Source organism: Massilia yuzhufengensis (genome assembly GCF_900112225.1).
Lineage (GTDB): Bacteria > Pseudomonadota > Gammaproteobacteria > Burkholderiales > Burkholderiaceae_D > Telluria > Telluria yuzhufengensis.
Window position 1 is genome coordinate 21,431 of record NZ_FOLD01000016.1, and the last position, 18,348, is coordinate 39,778.

At 68.0% G+C, this 18,348-nt stretch carries 12 protein-coding genes and 3 tRNA genes; 6 read left to right on the forward strand and 9 right to left on the reverse strand.

Going from position 1 to position 18,348, the window contains the following annotated elements:
• Positions 1-113: 113 nt before the first annotated feature.
• From BM031_RS14145 to BM031_RS14155, 3 genes are all read right to left on the reverse strand, one after another.
• Positions 114-3,182 carry a hybrid sensor histidine kinase/response regulator gene (locus BM031_RS14145; protein ID WP_091875224.1) on the reverse strand — a complete coding sequence of 1,023 codons (3,069 nt, stop codon included), beginning with the start codon at positions 3,180-3,182 and terminating at the stop codon, positions 114-116.
• Positions 3,179-4,258 carry a uroporphyrinogen decarboxylase/cobalamine-independent methonine synthase family protein gene (locus BM031_RS14150; protein WP_091875225.1) on the reverse strand — a complete coding sequence of 360 codons (1,080 nt, stop codon included), beginning with the start codon at positions 4,256-4,258 and terminating at the stop codon, positions 3,179-3,181. Before BM031_RS14150 ends, BM031_RS14145 begins: the two co-directional genes overlap by 4 nt.
• Before the next feature lie 112 nt (positions 4,259-4,370).
• Complete coding sequence (locus tag BM031_RS14155; protein WP_091875226.1) at positions 4,371-5,213, reverse strand: response regulator; 843 nt, start codon at positions 5,211-5,213, stop codon at positions 4,371-4,373.
• 394 nt (positions 5,214-5,607) lie between these two features.
• On the opposite strand from BM031_RS14155, the gene BM031_RS14160 reads away from it, so the two are divergent.
• Genes BM031_RS14160 through BM031_RS14170 form a run of 3 tightly spaced genes read left to right on the forward strand, consistent with a single transcriptional unit; the run spans position 5,608 to position 9,962 of the window.
• On the forward strand, positions 5,608-7,473 hold the full coding sequence (locus tag BM031_RS14160; RefSeq protein WP_177207758.1) for a TOL_0244 family TonB-dependent receptor: 1,866 nt from the start codon (positions 5,608-5,610) through the stop codon (positions 7,471-7,473).
• Between the two features lie 15 nt (positions 7,474-7,488).
• Positions 7,489-8,070 carry a TOL_0243 family YfiR-like periplasmic protein gene (locus tag BM031_RS14165; protein WP_177207759.1) on the forward strand — a complete coding sequence of 194 codons (582 nt, stop codon included), beginning with the start codon at positions 7,489-7,491 and terminating at the stop codon, positions 8,068-8,070.
• Positions 8,067-9,962: a sensor histidine kinase, YfiR-like protein-associated gene (locus tag BM031_RS14170; RefSeq protein WP_091875229.1), complete on the forward strand. Its 1,896-nt coding sequence runs from the start codon at positions 8,067-8,069 to the stop codon at positions 9,960-9,962. Before BM031_RS14165 ends, BM031_RS14170 begins: the two co-directional genes overlap by 4 nt.
• Before the next feature lie 252 nt (positions 9,963-10,214).
• Here the strand turns inward: BM031_RS14170 and BM031_RS14175 are convergent, their stop codons facing one another.
• The 3 genes from BM031_RS14175 to BM031_RS14185 form a co-directional block, all read right to left on the reverse strand.
• Positions 10,215-10,730: an FxDxF family PEP-CTERM protein gene (locus BM031_RS14175; protein WP_229408902.1), complete on the reverse strand. Its 516-nt coding sequence runs from the start codon at positions 10,728-10,730 to the stop codon at positions 10,215-10,217.
• Between the two features lie 521 nt (positions 10,731-11,251).
• Positions 11,252-11,328, reverse strand: a tRNA-Arg gene (locus BM031_RS14180).
• A 232-nt stretch (positions 11,329-11,560) separates the two neighbouring features.
• Positions 11,561-11,637: transfer RNA gene (locus BM031_RS14185), tRNA-Arg, on the reverse strand.
• A gap of 191 nt (positions 11,638-11,828) precedes the next feature.
• Here BM031_RS14185 and BM031_RS14190 point away from each other — a divergent pair.
• Both BM031_RS14190 and BM031_RS14195 read left to right on the forward strand, forming a co-directional pair.
• A complete protein-coding gene (locus tag BM031_RS14190; RefSeq protein WP_091875231.1) occupies positions 11,829-12,158 on the forward strand; it encodes an H-NS histone family protein in 330 nt (109 codons plus the stop codon).
• Positions 12,159-12,191: 33 nt separating this feature from the next.
• Positions 12,192-12,428, forward strand: a complete 237-nt coding sequence (locus BM031_RS14195) for a hypothetical protein (protein ID WP_091875232.1) — start codon at positions 12,192-12,194, stop codon at positions 12,426-12,428.
• 231 nt (positions 12,429-12,659) lie between these two features.
• Here BM031_RS14195 and BM031_RS14200 read toward each other — a convergent pair.
• Positions 12,660-12,736 (reverse strand) — tRNA-Arg (locus BM031_RS14200).
• A gap of 108 nt (positions 12,737-12,844) precedes the next feature.
• On the opposite strand from BM031_RS14200, the gene BM031_RS14205 reads away from it, so the two are divergent.
• Positions 12,845-16,765, forward strand: coding sequence for a two-component regulator propeller domain-containing protein (locus tag BM031_RS14205; RefSeq protein ID WP_091875233.1), 3,921 nt, complete (start codon positions 12,845-12,847; stop codon positions 16,763-16,765).
• 3 nt (positions 16,766-16,768) lie between these two features.
• On the opposite strand, the gene BM031_RS14210 is transcribed toward BM031_RS14205, so the two are convergent.
• Together BM031_RS14210 and BM031_RS14215 are read right to left on the reverse strand one after the other, a co-directional pair.
• On the reverse strand, positions 16,769-17,716 hold the full coding sequence (locus BM031_RS14210) for a D-2-hydroxyacid dehydrogenase (RefSeq protein WP_091875234.1): 948 nt from the start codon (positions 17,714-17,716) through the stop codon (positions 16,769-16,771).
• Positions 17,717-17,815: 99 nt separating this feature from the next.
• Positions 17,816-18,169, reverse strand: a complete 354-nt coding sequence (locus tag BM031_RS14215) for a hypothetical protein (RefSeq protein WP_307186917.1) — start codon at positions 18,167-18,169, stop codon at positions 17,816-17,818.
• Positions 18,170-18,348 lie beyond the last annotated feature (179 nt).

Consider the following 18,348-nt stretch of genomic DNA (forward strand, 5'->3'; position numbering starts at 1 on the left):
ATTTCGGAAAGTATTCCATTTCCTTTTGGAATGGGTACCTGCCAACTCTTCATAGTCTAGCAAAGCCTACAAAAATTTCTTGTAGGACAGCGCCGCGTGTCGCGGTAGGAGCCTCAACGACCGTGCCGGCGCACTGCCATGCCGGGCGTAGGACCGGCAACCGAGGCCACCGCGGCGATCAATTCCCCTGGTTCAACCGGCTTCGAAATGTGGGTCGAAAAGCCCGCTTCCAGCGCCTTGAGGCGGTCTTCGGGCCGCGCGAACGCCGTCAGGGCGATGGCCGGCACTTGCCCGCCGGACTCGCGTGGCAGCGCCCGCACCCAGCCGATCAGCTCGAAGCCGTCCGCTTCCGGCATGCCGAGATCGCTGATCAGGACGTCCGGGCGCTCGGCGCGCAGCGCGTCGAAGGCTTCCTGCGCGCTGGCCGCGATGCGCACGCGGGCATGGCAGTCGGTCAGGATGCGGGCGATCAGCTCGCGCCCGTCGCGCGCATCGTCCACCACCAGCACCGTGAGGCCGTCGAGGTCGCGCACCGCCGGCTCCGCAGGCTCGGGCGCGGCCGCCGGGGCAGGGGTGCTGCCGGCGCGCGGGGCCGGCGCTTCGGCGCGCGGCAGTTCGATCGTGAAGCTCGCGCCCTGGCCTTCGCCGGCGCTCTCGGCGCGCACCGTGCCGCCGTGCTGCTCGACCAGGTGCTTGACGATCGACAGCCCGAGACCGAGGCCGCCATGGCGGCGCGTCATGGAGGCGTCTTCCTGGCGGAAGCGTTCGAACACGTGGGTGATGAATTCGGGGCGGATGCCGGCGCCGTTGTCGCGCACCGTGATCGCCACCGACTCGCCGCGCGCTTCCACCTCCACCGCCACGCTGCCGTCGCGCGGCGTGAACTTGATGGCGTTGGAGAGCAGGTTCCAGATCACCTGCTGCAGGCGGCCGGTGTCGCCGGCCACCAGCGCCACCGGGGCGTCCGGTGCGCCGTAGCGCTTCTCAAGCTGGATGTGCTTGGCGTCGGCGGCCGGGCGAACGGTCTCGATGGCGGCGTCGATGAAGCCGGCCGGGTTGATGGCCTGGATGTCGAGCAGTACCTTGCCCGAGGTGATGCGGCTCATGTCGAGCAGATCTTCGATCAGCTGGGCCTGGGCGCGCGCATTGCGCTCGATGGTCTGCAGGCCGCGCTGCAGGTCGGCGCCGTCGCGGCTGCCGCGGCGCAGCACCTGCGACCAGCCCAGGATGGCCGACAGCGGCGTGCGCAGCTCGTGCGACAGGGTGGCCAGGAATTCGTCCTTCATTTGGCTGCTGCGCTCGGCCTCGGCGCGCGCTTCGCGCTCGTTCTCGAGCAGCACCTTGCGCTCCTCGGCGGCGCGGCTGGTGGCCTCGTACAGGCGGGTGTTGTCGACCGCGGTCGCGGCCTGCGAGGCGATCCCCCGCACGATGCGTTCGCTGCGTTCGGTGAAGACGCCCGGTTCCGGGTGGCCGAAGAACATGGTGCCGAGCAGCTCGCCGGAGCGCGCAGTGACGGGGACCGCCATGTAGCTGCGCACCTGGGCGTTGGCGGCGCCGGCCTGGCCAGCGGGCAGCCCGAACAGCTGGGTTCCGGCGGCGGGCTCCTGGCTGATGTCGTCGACCCGCACCAGGCCGCCGGCGCGCAGGGCAGGGCCGAACAGCGCGCTGGCGCGCGGTTCGCCGAAGCTCGCGAACTCGGTCGAGGTGGCGCCCGACAGGGTGTACAGCGAGAACAGGGTGCCGTCCGGCGCGCCCTCGGCCCCGGCCTCCTGCCCGTAATGCAGGAAGGCGCCGAAGCGGGCCCCGCTCACGCCGGTAGCCGCCTCGGTGGCCGCGCGCAGCAGCGAGCGCAGGTCGCGGGTCGAGGCCAGGATGCTGCCGGTATTGTTAAGCAGTTCAAGCACATGCGACTCGTCGCGCAGCGCCTGTTCGGCGCGCTTGACCTGGTCGACGTCGGTATTGGTGCCGAACCAGCGCACCACCTGGCCTTCGGCGTCGCGCACCGCGCTCACCCGGGTCAGGTACCAGCGGTAGTTGCCGTCGGCTCCGCGCAGCGGGAATTCCATCTCGAAGGGTTCGCCGTTGCGCAGGGTCTGGCGCCAGTGCGCCTCCACGCTCGGCAGGGTGCTCGGTTCGACCGCGTCCAGCCAGTTCCAGCCGGTGCTTTGTTCCGGCGTGCGCCCGGTATAGGCGTACCAGCGGTCGTTGAACCAGACGATGCCGCCGTCGGTGCCGGCCATCCAGGCCAGCTGCGGGATGGTGTTGGCCAGCGCGCGCAGCAGCTCTTCGCTCTGGCGCAGCGTGTCTTCGGCCCCCTTGCGGTTGCTGATGTCCTGCACCACGCCGGTCATCCCGACCAGGACTTCCTCGCCCTTGCGGTCGGCATAGTCGGGACGCCCGACCAGCGCCACCCAGCGCGGCGCCCCGGATTCGCCGGCGCCCGCGTCGGCGCGCTCGATGCGGCATTCGATGTTCAGGTCGGCGCGTGCCTTGAAGGCCTTGAGCACGGCGCGCCGCACCAGCACCCGGTGCTCGGGGACCAGGCGTGCGCGCAGCTCGGGCCAGGTCAGCGGCGTGTCGGCCGGCAGCCCCAGGATGCCGGCGGCGCGCGCGCCCAGCAGCACCCGGTCGAGCATCGCATCCCAGCGCCAGTCGCCCAGGCGCCCGGCTGCCAGCGCCACCTGCAGCCGGGTATTGTTCTCGACCAGCGCCTGCTGGTCCTGCTTGCGCCGGGTGATGTCCTGGAAGTACAGGGTCAGGCCGTCCGGCGACGGGTGCAGGCGCATCTCGAGCCAGCACTGCAGGCGCACATAATAGAACTCGCGCACCACGGTCTCGCGCTGTTCCATCGCGCGGCGGCAATCCTGGGCCACCGTGGTGCCGTGCAGGTCTTCGAACTCGTCCCACAGGTTCTTGCCGACCAGGCCCGCACGGTTCTTGTCGAGCGGCGCGATCATGTCGAGCGCGCGCCCGTTGATATAGGTGATGCGCCAGTCGCGGTCGACCGCGCAGAAGCCGTCGCTGAGACTCTCGAGCATGTTTTCCATGCGCTCGCTGGCGCGGCGCAGCGCTTCCTGCGCGCCCATCAGCTCTTCCTCGGCGCGCTGGCGCGCAGCCAGCACGCTCTGGGCATTGCGCAGCGCGGCCGAGCGCATCATCTCGAACTCGTGTTCGTCGCTCATGCACTTCCCTCGAGGATGGCGGCGGCGAGGCGGGTGCCTTCGACCCGGGCGCGCACCTTGGCGAATGCGGTGGCCCGGCTCAGGCTGTCGTCGTCGAAAAACGGCGCGAAGCCGGTGTCGTCGGTGGTGCCGAGGCGATGCGGCGCCAGGTAGCGCGCTGCCAGCAGCACGCGGTCGCGCACTTCCTCGGCCGTTTCGACCGCCGGATTGGCCGGGTCGGTGACGCCGGCGAACACGCACTGGTCGGGGCGCGCGTAGTCGCGCGCGATGCGCAGCACGCGTTCGGGGTCGGGCTGGCCGGCCACCGCGATGTAGAAGCTGCCGGCGCGGATCTCGAACAGGGCCGGCAGCAGCTCGGCGTAGTCGATGCCGGCGTCCGCGGCGCCGAGCACGTTGGCGGTGCGGATCCCGGCGGGCGAGACGTGCAGGCCGATCAGGGCGCGTTCGGCGCTTGAAAAGCGGTCGAGGGCCATATTGTTCAGGTGGACGAAGCTGGCCAGCAGCGCGCCGCTCGGGTCGAGCCGCATGGCCAGCGGGCCTTCGGCGAAATCGACCTGCACCTTGTGCGCGCCGGCTTCGAGGCAGCGGCGGATCTCGGTTTCGTGTTCGCGCACGAGGTCTTCGAGGAACTGCTCGCGCGGGTAACCGGCGATGCCGTCGTGCGGGTAGAGCAGCGACAGGGCCGACGGCGAAATGATGGCCTGCTTGACCGGCCGCGTGGCGTGCCGGCGCGCGGCGCGCAGGTACTGGTCGGCATAGCAGCCGTAGCGGAACGGGCCGTGCGTCAGGCGCGGCATGCGGTGATGCAGGCCGCCGGCATTGTTGGACACGGGGATCCGGAAGCCGTCCGGCGCCGTATTGGCCGCGCCCTGGACCGGGTAGCTCCAGAAATTCTGCAGCTTGCCCTGTTCGCCGTCGCCGATCACCGGTGAACCGGTGGCCTCGAACTCGGCCACGGTGGCGCGCACCGCCGCATCGAGCAGGGGCGCGAGCTCGCCGGCCGCGGCGCCGGCGCGGATGGCGGCGACCAGCTCGGGCGGGCGGGGAATGCTGCCGATCGGTTCAGTCGGGATCATCGGTGCTGGCCAGGTGTGGGAGCGTGGGGGCCCGGCTGCGCAGGGAATGGCGCGGCAGGGCCCGATTCAGGCCATTGTAGCCCAGCCGCCGCGCGGCGCGGGCGCGCCAGGCTCACCGGCCATGCGCCGGCAGGCGCGCCACCTTCGCCAGCGCGTCCTGGAGCTGGTCGAGCTCATAGGGCTTCTGGAGCGACAGGTAGGGGAATTCGAGATGGCGCAGCAGCGAATCGCCATAGCCCGACGCGAAGATGACTTTCAGCGCCGGGTCGTCGGTGACGGCCTTGCGCGCCAGGTCGACGCCCGACATGCCGGGCAGGCTGACATCCGAGAACAGCACCTGGTAGCGCTGGCGCCCGAGCAGGTCGAGCGCATCGTTCGGGTGGGCCACGCCGTCGGCTTCGTGGCCGAAGGCCTTGAGCATTTCGCACACCAGGTACTGGGAATCGAGGTTGTCCTCGACCACCAGGATGCGCAGGCCGGCGTCGTCCGCTTCCGGTTCGGCCGCCGCCGGGGCTGCCACGGGCGGCGCCAGCAGGATGTGCACGCCGGCCACGGCGCCTTCCAGGCCTGTCACCGGGGTCAGGTGCAGGTCGAAGCGGTGTCCGCGCGGGCCGTCGGCATGGCGGAACGACAGGTCGACGCCGGCCACCCGCCCGGGTTGTCCCGACCAGGCCGCCTGCATGGCCGCCCCGGCGCCCGACAGCGGCGGCGGCAGCACCGAAGGCACCGAGCCGCCCGGCACGCGGCCGCAGCCGAGGCCGGCCAGCGCGGCGTAGGCTTCATTGAAGACGAGGATGGTTTCGCGTCCCCAGACCAGCAGCCCCGGCAGGGGCGCGTTGAGCAGGAGGTCGGCGGCCACCCGCAGCGGGGCTGGCCAGCGGGCGCTGTCGCCCAGGGCGCTGGCGGACCAGTCATAGGAAGCGGCGCTGCGCGGGGACGGGTCGTGGTCAGGCATGTGTGTTGTGTTGTATGAACGAAAACATGGCGGCCATGCTACACCAAATGCGGGGCGACTGGCGTCATCATCCGTGCGCCCAAAAAAAAGCCCGCTTCGTGAGAAGCGGGCTAAATCTATTTCCTTGGAGGAGATAGAGGAGACAGGAGGGATGATGGTGCAGCGCGGAAAATTCGTCCAATTTATATTTCCAATGACCGCCATCAAGGAAATTGATAAGTCAATATCGCCATGCCCACCCGTGGCATCGGCGCGACGCCGTGGACCAATGAATCGTGCGCTCTTGGTGCACGAGTGAAAATGTTCTACGATGGCAACTATGTTAAAACCTTCCGAGCTTGCTTGCGCCTGTGCGGCACTGTTTCTGCTGCACACGGGCAGCGGACATGCGGCCATGCAGGACGACGTTCAGGGCGGCTCGGCAGGCGAACCACAGCTGGCGGACTACTCGCTCGAGCAGCTGTCCGACATCGTCGTCACCTCGGTCTCGCGCCAGCAGGGGCGCCTGAGCAGCGCACCGGCTTCCCTGTATGTGATCAGCGGCGCCGAGATCGCCCGTTCCGGCGCCACCACCGTCCCGGAAGCGTTGCGCCTGGCGCCGAACCTGCAGGTGGCCTTCACCGGCGCCCAGGAATATGCGGTCAGCGCGCGCGGCTTTTCCTCGCCGCTGGCCAACAAGCTGCTGGTGCTGGTCGATGGCCGCAGCGTCTACTCGCCGCTGTACTCCGGCGTGTTCTGGGAGGCCCAGGACGTGGTCATGGCCGACATCGAGCGCATCGAGGTGATCAGCGGGCCGGGCGGCACCATCTGGGGAACCAACGCCGTCAATGGCGTCATCAATATCATCACCCGCAGCGCCGCGGACACGCAGGGCGGGCTGGCCGTGGTCCACGCCGGCAACCGCTATGCCGGCGCCACGGTCCGCTACGGCAAGCGGCTGGCCAACGGCGCCTTTGTCCGGGTCTACGGCAAGCGCGACGAAGCCGGCGCCGCGGCGGACGACAGCGGCGGCCATGGCGGCGGCGTGGGCCGGCGCCAGGCCGGTTTCCGGCTCGACTGGGAAGGGGCCGGACGCACCCTCAGCGTCCACGGCGACATGCACGCAGGGGCGCTGCGGGCGTCGAGCGAAGCGCGCACCAGCTTCTCCGGCGCCAACCTGGGCGCCCGCTTCGACGCCGACCTGGCCGGCGATGCCCAACTGCGGCTACAGGTCTACGTCGACCAGGGCGAGCGCGAGCAGCGCGGCGCCGGCCGCTACCAGCTCGATACCTTCGATGTCGAGGCGCAGTACGGCTGGCGGGTGGGCGAGCGCCACGCCTTGACCTGGGGCGGCGGCTACCGCCATGCGCGCGACCGCTTCGACAATGGCCCGGTCCTGCAATTCGTCCCGGCCCAGCGCCGCCTGCGCTGGGCCAACCTGTTCGCGCAGGACGAGATCAGCCTGGCGCCGGCACTGCGTGCGACAGCCGGGCTGCGCCTGGAGCACAATGACTATACCGGCACGGAAGTGCTGCCCAGCCTGCGCCTGGCATGGGACACCGCACCCGGCGCCATGCTGTGGGCGGCGGCCTCGCGCACGGTGCGGGCGCCGGCCCGGATCGACCGCGACATGCTGCTGCTCAATCCAGTCTATGGCACGGGCGAGGGCGGCATGCGCTACCTGGTGGCGGGCGGGCCCGACATGCAGTCCGAGACCGCGCGCGTGCTGGAACTGGGGTATCGCGCCCAGCCCACCACCGCGCTGTCGTACGCGGCGACGCTGTTCTACAGCGACTATGCGCGCCTGCGCACCCTGGAACTGCAGGCCGGCGGGGCGGTGTTCCGCAACCTGGGACATGGCCGCGCGCGCGGCCTGGAGCTGTGGGGCAGCTTGCAGGCCGCGCGCGGCTGGCGGCTCTCGGCCGGTGCTGTGTGGCAGGACATCGGTACCGGCGCCGCAGCGAGCAGCACCGACGCCTCGGCGCGCACGGGCCAGGCGACCAACGACCCGCGCAGCTACTGGACGCTGCGCTCCTCGCACGACCTGGGCCCCGGCCTGGTGGCCGACCTGCTGCTGCGCCGCGTCGCGCACCTGCCGCAGCCGGCGGTGCCGGGCTATCATGAACTCGATGCACGGATCGCGTGGCAGGCGCGTCCCGGCGTCGAACTGGCCCTCGCGGGCCGAAATTTACTGCACGCGCGCCATCCCGAATTCGGGGCGGCGGGCCTGCGCCAACTTGCCGAACGCAGTGTGTTCGCCAGCGCTTCGCTGCGTTTCTGAAGGTCCATGACACCAATGACGACAATCCCTCCCGACCGCACGCGCCGCCTCCTGGCGGCGCGGGTCCTCGCGCTGCCGCTGCTGCTGGCCGGTGCGGGAGCGGCGCTGGCCCAGCGCAGCGGCGACCCCGCGCTCGAGCGCCGGGTCAAGGCGGCCTTCCTGTTCAAGTTCCTCGGCTATGCCGAATTCCCGCCGCACGCCTTTGCCGACGCCTCTGGCCCGCTCACGATCGCCGTGGTCGGCTCGGACGAGATGGCCGGCGAACTGGCGCGCATCGCCGCCGGCCGCAGCATCGCCGGGCGCCCGATCGCGGTGCGGCTGGTGCGTGACACCGAGCTGGCGGCGCCCGTGCACCTGTTGTTCGTGTCCGGCGTGGACGCCGAGCGCGCCGGCCGCGTGCTGCGCGCCGCGCCGGCGGCCTACCTCACCGTGACCGAATGCGAGGGCGGGCTGCGCTACGGCAGCGTGATCAACTTCCGCATCGTCGACGAGCGCGTGCGCTTCGACGTGTCGCTCGACGCCGCCGAAAAGAAGAGCGTCAAACTCAGTTCGCGCCTGCTGACAGTGGCGAACCGGGTGCAGAAGGGAGGTGCATGATGAGCATGCACGATACCAACTCGGTCCGCAGCAAACTGATCCTGATGGCGGTGGCGACCACCATCGTGGCCCTGCTGTCGGCCGCCATCGCCATGCTGGTGGTGGACGTGCGCACCTTCCAGAAGGTGTGGGTCGACGACATCACCACCCAGGCCGACATCATCGCCGACGTCGCCGCCCCGGCGGTGTCGTTCAACGACACCGCCGCCGCCGCGCGCAACCTGGCGGTGCTGCGGGTGCGCCCGCAGATCGTGGCCGGCGCCATCTATACCAATAGCGGGCAGCGCTTCGCCACCTACGCCCGGGCCGGCTCCGGCCAGGGCTTCCCGGCGCGTCCGGAGGCGGCCGGCTACAGCATCGAACGGGGCGAGCTGGTGGTGTTCCGCCCGATCGTGGAAAACGGCGAGCCGCTCGGCACCGTCTACCTGCGCGCGCGCTACGGCCTGCTGGAGCGCGTCGTCAGCTATGGCGCCACGCTGGGCGGCGTGATGCTGGGCGCGCTCGTGATCGCGGCCCTGCTGGCCTCGCGCCTGCAGGCCTCGATCACGCGGCCGCTGGAATCGGTCACCAATGTGGCGCGCCAGGTGATGCTGCGGCGCGACTTCAGCCTGCGCGTGCCGGGCAACGAGAAAGGCGAGATCGGGGTGCTGGTCGAGGCCTTCAACGACATGCTGGCCGAGATCGGGCGCCGCTCCGACGCCCTGCAGGCGGCCAACCGCACCCTCGAACACGAGATGACGGTGCGCGAGCGCGCCGAGCAGGCGCTGATCGTGGCCGACCGCCGCAAGGACGAATTCCTCGCCACGCTGGCCCACGAGCTGCGCAACCCGCTGGCGCCGATCCGCACCGGGCTGGACATCCTGCGCATCCGCAGCGGCGACGCCCAGGCCACCCAGCGCGCCACCGACATCATGGAACGCCAGCTGCGCCAGATGGTGCGCCTGGTGGACGACCTGCTGGACGTCTCGCGCATCAATACCGGCAAGTTCACGATCAAGATGGGCAGGGTCGAGCTGAAGGCGGTCGTCAACGACGCGCTGGAAGTGGTGCGCTCTTATATCGAACTGCATGGCCACGAACTGGTGATCGACCTGCCGGACCGCCCGGTGTTCCTGCACGGCGACGCGACCCGCCTGGCGCAGGTGCTGTCGAACCTGCTCAACAACGCCGCCAAGTACACCAACCGCGGCGGGCGCGTGACCCTCAAGGCGGGCGTGGAAGACCGCACCCTGGTGCTGGAAGTGGCCGACAACGGCATCGGCCTGGACCCGAGCATGCTCGATTCGGTATTCGAGATGTTCGTGCAGGTCGACTCCACCCTCGAGCGCAGCAACGCCGGCCTGGGTGTCGGGCTGTCGTTGGCCCGCAAACTGGTGGAGCTGCACGGCGGCACCATCGCCGCGCTCAGCGAAGGCCTCGGCCAAGGCAGCCGCTTCGTGGTGCGCCTGCCGATCGTGGTCGACCCGGAGCCGATCGCCAAGCCGACGCCGGCCGCCTTCATCAGCACCGAGAGCTACCGCATCCTGCTGGCCGACGACAACGTCGACTTCGTCAACAGCATCGGCGCGCTGCTCACCGCCATGGGCCACAGCGTGGTGATCACCCACAACGGCCCGGACGCCCTGGCCGCCGCGGCGCGCTTCTGCCCGGACTACGCCTTCCTCGACATCGGCCTGCCGCACATGTCCGGCTACGACCTGGCGCGCGGCATCCGCAAGCTGGGGACCGGCGCCATGACGGTGCTGATCGCCGTCACCGGCTGGGGCCAGGAAAAAGACCGCCAGCTCGCCTTCGAAGCCGGTTTCGACCACCACATGGTCAAGCCGGTGCGCTTCGAGCAGATCGAGGAAATCCTGGGTAACCGCAGCATCATCAAGAAACTGCGCACCTGAGTGCGGGTCAAAGAAGAAGCGGGCGCCTGAAGGCGCCCGTTTTTTTAAGCCTTGGTTCATGGCGTCGCCAGGACCAACGTCCGCGCCACCGGTGTCACCACCCATCTGACCAACGTCGTTCCGGCGCAGGCCGGAACCTAATTCCGTCGCGCCTCGATAGCCCATTCTTGCGCCCACGCTGAAAAACGCTGGCCGCAAAAAAAACGGAAGCGCCCCACAGGCGCTTCCGTCATCCCTTCACCACACCGTTCTTCAAGCCTGCTTCGCCTTACGCCGGCGCGCCAGGAAGCCCAGGACGCCCAGCCCGCCCAGCATCATCCCGTAGGTTTCCGGTTCCGGCACCGGCGCCAGCATCACGGCGCCGCCAAACGACGCCCCGGTGTCCGACACCAGGTTGCCGCTCACTTGCAGGTAGTAGTCGCCCTCGCCAAGGTTGTTGTACGTGATGGTCCACACGTCGACGGCGCCGGACTGCAGCGATGAGCCGGTGGAGAGCAGGCTGTCGCCCTCGCCATACAGGGCCAGGCCGGTGATATCCAGGCCAACGTCGGCGCTGCGGCTGATCGACGAGATGATCGCATCGAGATTCATGCCAACCGTAGCGTCCACGCTGAAGGTGAAACGGTCAGCGAAGGTCGCACCTTCGTTGTCCGCTTCGAAGGTGTCGCCAAAGAAGGCGGTGTCATCGATCAGGTTCAACACCTGTGGGGTGTTGCCCACCACCTGGGCCATGACAGCCGACGAACCGAATGAAGCGGAAGCCAACACAATTGCAGCAATCAGTGATTTTTTCATAGCGTTCCTCGCATGAGAATCAGCCGCGTCCTGCAGCCTGGGTTTCAAGTATCGGGGAATTTCATGCTATCAAAAGGTCAAAAAAAAGCACGTATACGTGAAAATGGCTTTAGTTCTGGGCGGTTCCTTCCAACACTCAACTGATTCTGTCAGGACAGGCGCATGCGCGCGGCGCCATAGGAGAAGCGGTGTAGATCGCATTGCAAGTCAGCAAAACGTTCGCCGATTGCGAAAAATATGTCAGTCCGGTCCTACAAGTTTAGGAGGGCGCTTCCGGCGATCAGGTCGTCTGCTTTCAGCCACGTTTAGCCATGGTGGTCTAGGGCTTGCCGGATTTTCCGTGTTGTGAGGCGTCGCGACAGACCCGGCAAGCCCTGGGCACGCGAGCGGCGCTGTGCCGACTGCGCAAACGCGGCAGAAAGATAAAAGGAATGGAAAAGGAAAGCTGAAAAGAAAAATGGCCCAGAATCACTTCTGGACCATTTTAAAACAGTTGGTGCGGCTGGCAGGAATCGAACCCACGACCCCTTGGTTCGTAGCCAAGTACTCTATCCAGCTGAGCTACAGCCGCCCGAGGCACGCATTATAGCAGCACCTGACGAATTGGCAAACACCTTGTCGCGCCCAGTATGCAGCTTGCGTCGCCAGGCGGCTTTCGCCGGCGGGCTGTGGCTTTGGCGCGACTGGCCGCGCCCAGGATGCCGGGAGTCGCACGAGCCAGTTTCCGTTCGGGCGCGTCGCTGCGCGCAGGGCAGCCCAACGAAAAAAGGGACCAGATCTTGCGATCTGGTCCCTCATATTCTTGGTGCGGCTGGCAGGAATCGAACCCACGACCCCTTGGTTCGTAGCCAAGTACTCTATCCAGCTGAGCTACAGCCGCCCGATGCACGCATTATAGCAGGGGATCGGGACTTGGCAAAGCCTCGTTGGCGGCGCCGCGGAAAACTGCCGTCGCGTTCGCGATCCTGCCTATCCGGTCGCGCATGCCTGCCTGCCAGCGCGCCTTGAATTCCAGGGCCGCATAGTAGAATCAACAGCAACACGTACTCTTTCAACCCAAAGGAAAACCATATGGCGAATATTGACCTGTCGAGCTATAACCTCGGCGAGCTGAGAGGCCTGCAGCACGACATCGAAAAAGAAATCAAGGGCCGCCAGCAAGGCGACCTGGCGAAAGCACGGCAGCAGATTCTCGCGATTGCCCAAGAGGCCGGCGTGTCGGTCGAAGACCTGCTTTCGGGCGGTTCGAAAAAATCGAACAAGGGGAAGGGACAGAAAGTGCAGGCGCAGTACCAGAATCCTGCCGATCAGGCGCAGACATGGACGGGCCGGGGCCGCCAGCCGAAATGGATCGCAGAAGGTATTGCGGGCGGCAAGCAGCTGGCGGACTTCCGTATTTAGTATGACAATCACGCCCCGGTGGAAGGATATGACATGAGCGACAGGGAAAACACGACAGTCGCCGAGCTGGTGTTCGAGCTTGGCAAAGTAACACGACGCGCAATCGATAGCACCGACCAAAAGCTTGGTCCGGCCGAGCTCACGAAAATGGCGAATGACCTGCTCGAAGCAGGGCATGCGAAGCTCGCGAATGAACTCCTGCTGGTGTTCGTCGCCGGCTTCGAGGAGGGCGATCCGCCTGAGCGGCGTACCAGCCTGGAATCCCGTTGATCGCCCTGGGCACTTTTTAAACATTCAAGGCTGCGCGCATCATCGTGTCGCAGACTTCGCATGGTTTGCGGATTATTTGTCGAATCGCCTTGAATCAAGGATGCCGGAGATGGGGCGCCAATACCCATCCGGCATTCCTGGGAAAAGGCATGGCGAATGAAGCGGCGGCGGAAGTCCTGCGTCCCCAACGAAAAAAGGGACCAGATCTTCCGATCTGGTCCCTCATATTCTTGGTGCGGCTGGCAGGAATCGAACCCACGACCCCTTGGTTCGTAGCCAAGTACTCTATCCAGCTGAGCTACAGCCGCCCGATGCACGCATTATAGCAGCGGCTTGTTGTTTGCGGAAGTGTCATTTTTTGCCGTAGGCAAACCACCTCTGGTAGATTAGCCGGGTTGGATCGATATTGGACACGTATGCTTGCCTTGAAGCCGGGACCGCGCCTTGCCCTGACTGCCTTGTTACTGCTGTGGATGTGGAGTTGGGCCGGCGGCGCCCATGCCGCCCCGCGCAGCCTGCGCTTCGAGCGCCTGTCGATCGAACAGGGGCTGTCGCAGCAGTCGGTACTGGCCATCCTGCAGGACCGGCGCGGTTTCCTGTGGTTCGGCACCCAGGCCGGCCTGAACCGCTACGACGGCTACCGGGTCACGACCTACCGCAACGACCCGGACAAGCCCGACAGCATTCCCGACAACTACGTGATGGCCGCGCACGAAGACGCGCAGGGCCGCCTGTGGTTCGGCACCAAGGGCGGCCTGGCCCGTTTCGACCACGCCACCGGCAAGTTCATCCGCTATGCGCCGCCGGAGTCGGGCAACCGGCGCGCCGGCAACCGCAGCGTGCTCAAGATCGTGCCGGCGCCCGGCGGCGGGCTGTGGCTGGCCACCGGCGACGGCTTGCTGCACGTCGATCCACAGAGCGGTGCATTCCGCAGCTACCGCCACGATCCGGACATGCCGGGCACGCTGCGCGACAACCGCGTCAACGCGCTCGCGCTCGACAACAAGGGCAACCTCTGGATCGGCACTGCGGCGGGTCTGGACCGGCTGGTCCCCGGCGCCGACCGCTTCGAGCATATCGATGTCGATGGCGCCGACCAGCAGCGCAATACCGTGATGGCGCTGTCGATGGGGCCGCGCGACACGCTCTGGATCGGCACCGCGGCGGGCCTGGAGGCCTGGCGTCTCAAGGATGGCCGGGCCGGCGCGCAGGCGGCGCGGCGCCATATCGGCAGCCAGGACGGCATGGGAGACGCGCGCGTGAACGCCCTGTACCACGACAGCGGCGGCACCCTGTGGGTCGGCACCGACATGGACGGGCTTAAATGGCTCGATCCCGCGAGCGGGCGCTTCCTCAGCTACCGCAACGACCCGGCCGACCAGCATTCGCTGTCCGACAACCAGGTCAGCGCAATGCTGGTCGACCGCACCGGCACCCTGTGGGCCGGCACCATGTTCGGCGGGGTCAGCCGCACCGACCTGGCCAGCGGCGGCTTCACCCGCTACGGCGGCAACGAAGGCCTGGGCCGCGCCAAGGTGCGCTCGATCGCCGAGGAGCCGGGTGGCAGGCTGTGGATCGGCACCACGGGCGATGGCCTGATGCGCATGGAGCGCCCGGGCGGACGCATCGAACGGGTCGGCCGGGGCGGGGAACCGGGCGACGTGATCACCGCGCTGGCGCTGGCGCGCGGCCGCACCTGGATCGGCACGCCGACCGGGCTGGCCTGGCGCGACGCAGCCGGGCGCTTCGGCCAGACGCCGCTGGGCGCGAGCCCTGGCGCCAATTACGTGCAGGCGATCCATGCGGGGCGCAGCGGCACCCTGTGGATCGTCACGCGCGGCGGCCTGTCGGCGCTGGCGCCGGGCGAGGACAAGGTGCGCAGCTGGCGCCACGACCCCGACGACCCGCTTGGCCTGGGCGAGAACTATGGCTTCACGGTGCTGGAAGACCGCCAGGGCATCGTCTGGATCGGCACCGAGACCGGCCTGGAACGCTACGACCCCGCCACCGGCCGCTTCACGCGCTTCCGACGCGAGCCGGCCAACCCGAACGGCCTGCGCCACAGCCGCATCTATTACCTGATGGAGTCGGCGCGCGGCGAGCTGTGGGTGGGCACCGCGGGCGGCCTGCACCGCATGGAGAACGGCAAGGACGGCGTACGCTTCCGCTTCTATCCATTTGCCGTCGGCCACGAGGCGCTCCCGATCGGCGCCATGCTGGAAGATTCGCACGGCTACATCTGGGCCAGCACCACCGCCGGCATCACGCGCGTCGATGCGGCCACTGGCCACGCCAAGAACTACACGGCCAAGGATGGCCTGGTGGACGGCTCGTATTTCGTCGGCGCGGCGCTGCGCTCGGGCGACGGACAGCTGTACTTCGGCGGCATCAACGGCCTGACCGCCTTCATGCCCGATTCGATCCGCGACAATCCCTATCCGCCGGAAGTGGTCATCACCGACTTCCTGGTGCTGAACCGTTCGCGCGCCACGCCCAACTTCCATGAACAGACCGAACTGACGCTGTCGCACCGCGACTCGGTGTTCGCCCTCGAATTCGCGGCGCTTCACTACGCCGACCCGGACGGCAACCGCTACGCCTACCAGCTCGAAGGCTTCGACCAGGGCTGGGTCGACACCGACGCCGGGCGCCGCTTCGCGTCGTACACCAACCTGGATGCGGGCGACTATGTGTTCCGGGTCCGGGCCAGCAACAAGGACGGGGTCTGGAGCGAGCGGCCGGCCACGTTGAAGATCACGATCACGCCGCCGTTCTGGAAGACCTGGTGGTTCCGCACCCTGGCCGTGCTGGCGACCCTGGCCCTGTTCACGATCGGCTACCGGCTGCGCATCCGCGCGCTGGTGGCGCAGAAGCTGCTGCTCGAGCGCGAAGTCGGCGCCCGCACCGACGAACTGCGGCGCCAGAAGGAATCGGCCGAGCGCCGCAAGCAGGAAGTCGAAGTGCAGAAGGAGGTGGTGGAGCAGGCGCACCGCAACATCGCGCTGCTGTCCGACATCGGCCGCACCCTGACCGCCAACCTCGATACCGAAGCGATCATGCGCACGCTGTACGAGCACGTGCACGCGCTGATGGACGCGACCCTGTTCGCGGCGATCTTGCGCCACCCGGAACGCGGCACGCTGGAGTATGTGTACACGGTAGTGGACGGGGAACGCGGCGCGGCCTTCGAGATTCCTGAAGAACCCAACCTGCACCTGGCCTCCTGGGCCATCGTGCGCGGCCGCGAGGTGCTTTCCGGCGACCTGCCGCACGAGCTGCTCGAATACCTGCCCGGACTGCCGCCGGAACGTGCGATGGAGCTGGCGCTGCCCTGCGCCTGGCGCGCCGGCATGGCGGCGCGCTCGCTGCTGCTGGTCCCGGTGGTGGTGGGCGACCGGGTGCTGGGCGCGCTGACGGTGCTCAGCCTCGAGGCGCGCGGCTATGGCCAGGTCCATCTCGACATGCTCGAAACCCTGGCCGCCTACGTCGGCGTGGCAATCGACAATGCCGAGGCCTACCACCGCCTCAAGGAAACCCAGGTCCAGCTGGCGGCGCAGGAAAAACTGGCCTCGCTCGGTTCGCTGGTGGCGGGCGTCGCCCACGAGCTCAATACGCCGATCGGCAACAGCCTGCTGATGGCCAGCACGCTGCAGGAAAAGACCAGCGACATTGCCGCGCGTTTCGACGAATCGTCGTTGCGCCGCTCCGAGCTGGCCGACTACATGTCGGCCTCGCGCGAGGCGGCGGGACTGATCATGCGCAGCCTGCACAGCGCCGCCGAACTGGTGAACAGCTTCCGCCAGGTCTCGGTCGACCAGGCCAGCGCGCACCGGCGCCGCTTCGACCTGGCCCAGGCCTGCCTGGAAATCGCGGCGACGCTGATGAATACGGTGCGCCTGGCCGGGCACCGGCTCGAACTGGAGGTCCCCGCGGGGATCGTGATGGACAGCTTCCCCGGCCCGCTGGGCCAGGTCGTCATCAACTTCGTCAACAATGCGATGCTGCATGCCTTCGAAGGGCCGGGCGGCGTCATGCTGCTGCGCGCCCAGCTGCTCGATGGCGGCGCGGTGCGGATCGAGTTCCGCGACGACGGGCGCGGTATCCCGCCAGCCCACCTGGCGCGCATCTTCGACCCCTTCTTCACCACGCGCATGGGGCAGGGCGGCACCGGCCTGGGCCTGAACATCACGTGGAACATCGTCACCAGCCTACTGGGCGGGACCGTGCGGGTGGAGAGTGTGCCCGGGCAGGGCGCGGTTTTCATCCTGGACCTGCCGCTGCGCGCGCCGGACCCGCAGGTGCAGGAAGCGCCGGCCGTGGCGGCCGGCGAGCACTGAGCCCTAGGCGAGAACGTTGCGCGGCTGGCCCGCGGCCCAGGCCTCGATGTTATCGACCAGCATGTCGGCCAGGGTCTGCATCGCGCCGGCACTGGCCCAGGCCACGTGCGGCGTCAGGATGAAGTTCGGCAGGCGCAGGCCCAGCAAGGGGTTGCCGGCCGTGGGCGGCTCCTTGCTCAGGACGTCGAAGCCGGCGCCGCCGATGGTGTTCGACATGAGCGCGCCGGCCAGCGCCGCCTCGTCCACCAGCCCGCCGCGCGCGGTATTGATCAACAGCGCCGTCTTCTTCATCAGCCCCAGTTCGCGCGCGCCGATCATGTGGCGGGTCTGTTCGCTCAGTGGCAGGTGCAGGCTGACGACGTCGGAGGTGGCCAGCAGTTCGTCCAGCGGCAGCTGCACCACGCCGTCGTCCATGATGCGCGAGCGCGAGGTGGCGGCAATCTCCATGCCGAAGGCGCGCCCGAGCTGCGCCACCTTTTTTCCCAGCGCGCCGTAGCCGACGATGCCCAGGCGGCTGCCGGCCAGGTCGCCGATCGGGTGGTCCAGCAGGCAGAAGCGGCTGGACGTCTCCCAGCGCCCCGCCTCGACGTCGAGGGCGTAGGCGCGCAGGTTGCGGCGCAGCGCCAGCAGCAGGGCAAAGCAGTGTTCCGGCACCGAGACCAGCGAATAATCGCGGATGTTCGACACGACGATGCCGCGCGCGCGGCAGGCGTCGAGGTCGACGTTGTCGGTGCCGGTGGCGGCGATGGCCACCATTTTCAACTCCGGCAGCTGGTCGAGCGCGGCGGCGCGCAGCGGCACCTTGTTGGTGACGGCCACCGTGGCTCCGGCCAGGCGCGCCACCACCTCGTCTTCGCGGGTGCCCGCATGGTCCTGCCAGGCGTGGGCAAAGGCGGGTGGGCGGACGATTGCCTGCAGGCTGTCGCGGTCGAGGAAGACGATTCGGTGCATGGCGGGCTCGCAGCTGGAGAAATCATGATTGTAGACCCGGGAACGACAAAAGACAGGGCGGCGCCCTGCCTTTTGCAATATGGGGGCCTGGGCGGCCTGTTATTTGGCGCCGGCGGTCTGGTCGTGGGCCTTGGCTTCGGCATGGTCTGCTGCCTTGTCGGCCTTCGCTTCCGCCTTGTCGGACTTGGTTTCGGCCTTCTTGATGGCCGCCTTCTTGTCCGCCTTGGCCTTGCTCTTGGCGGCGTCCGCTTTTGCCTCGGCGACATCCTTGTCCGCTTCGGCGGTGGCCTTTTCTACCTTGGCATCGGCCTTGGCAACCTGTTTGTCGTGCCTGGCCTCGGCCTGCGCGACTTCCCTGGCGGCCTTGGCGTCGGCCTTGGGGGCGGTGGCCTGGGCGAAGGCGGAAGCGGCGAACAGGCCGGCGATCACGGTAGCAACGATCTTGCGCATCATGGCATTCCTCATGTCAGGTGGATGGGTCGGGGCGATCCCCGCAGGACTGTGGATTCAACGTGGGGCCGGAAAGTGGCGTTGACCGTATTTACATCCGCTTACATATTGCACAACACCAGTATGCAGGGTTAGGTGGCGTACAGTCGCGGCGGGCAGGCCGGCACTACACTGTCCCGACG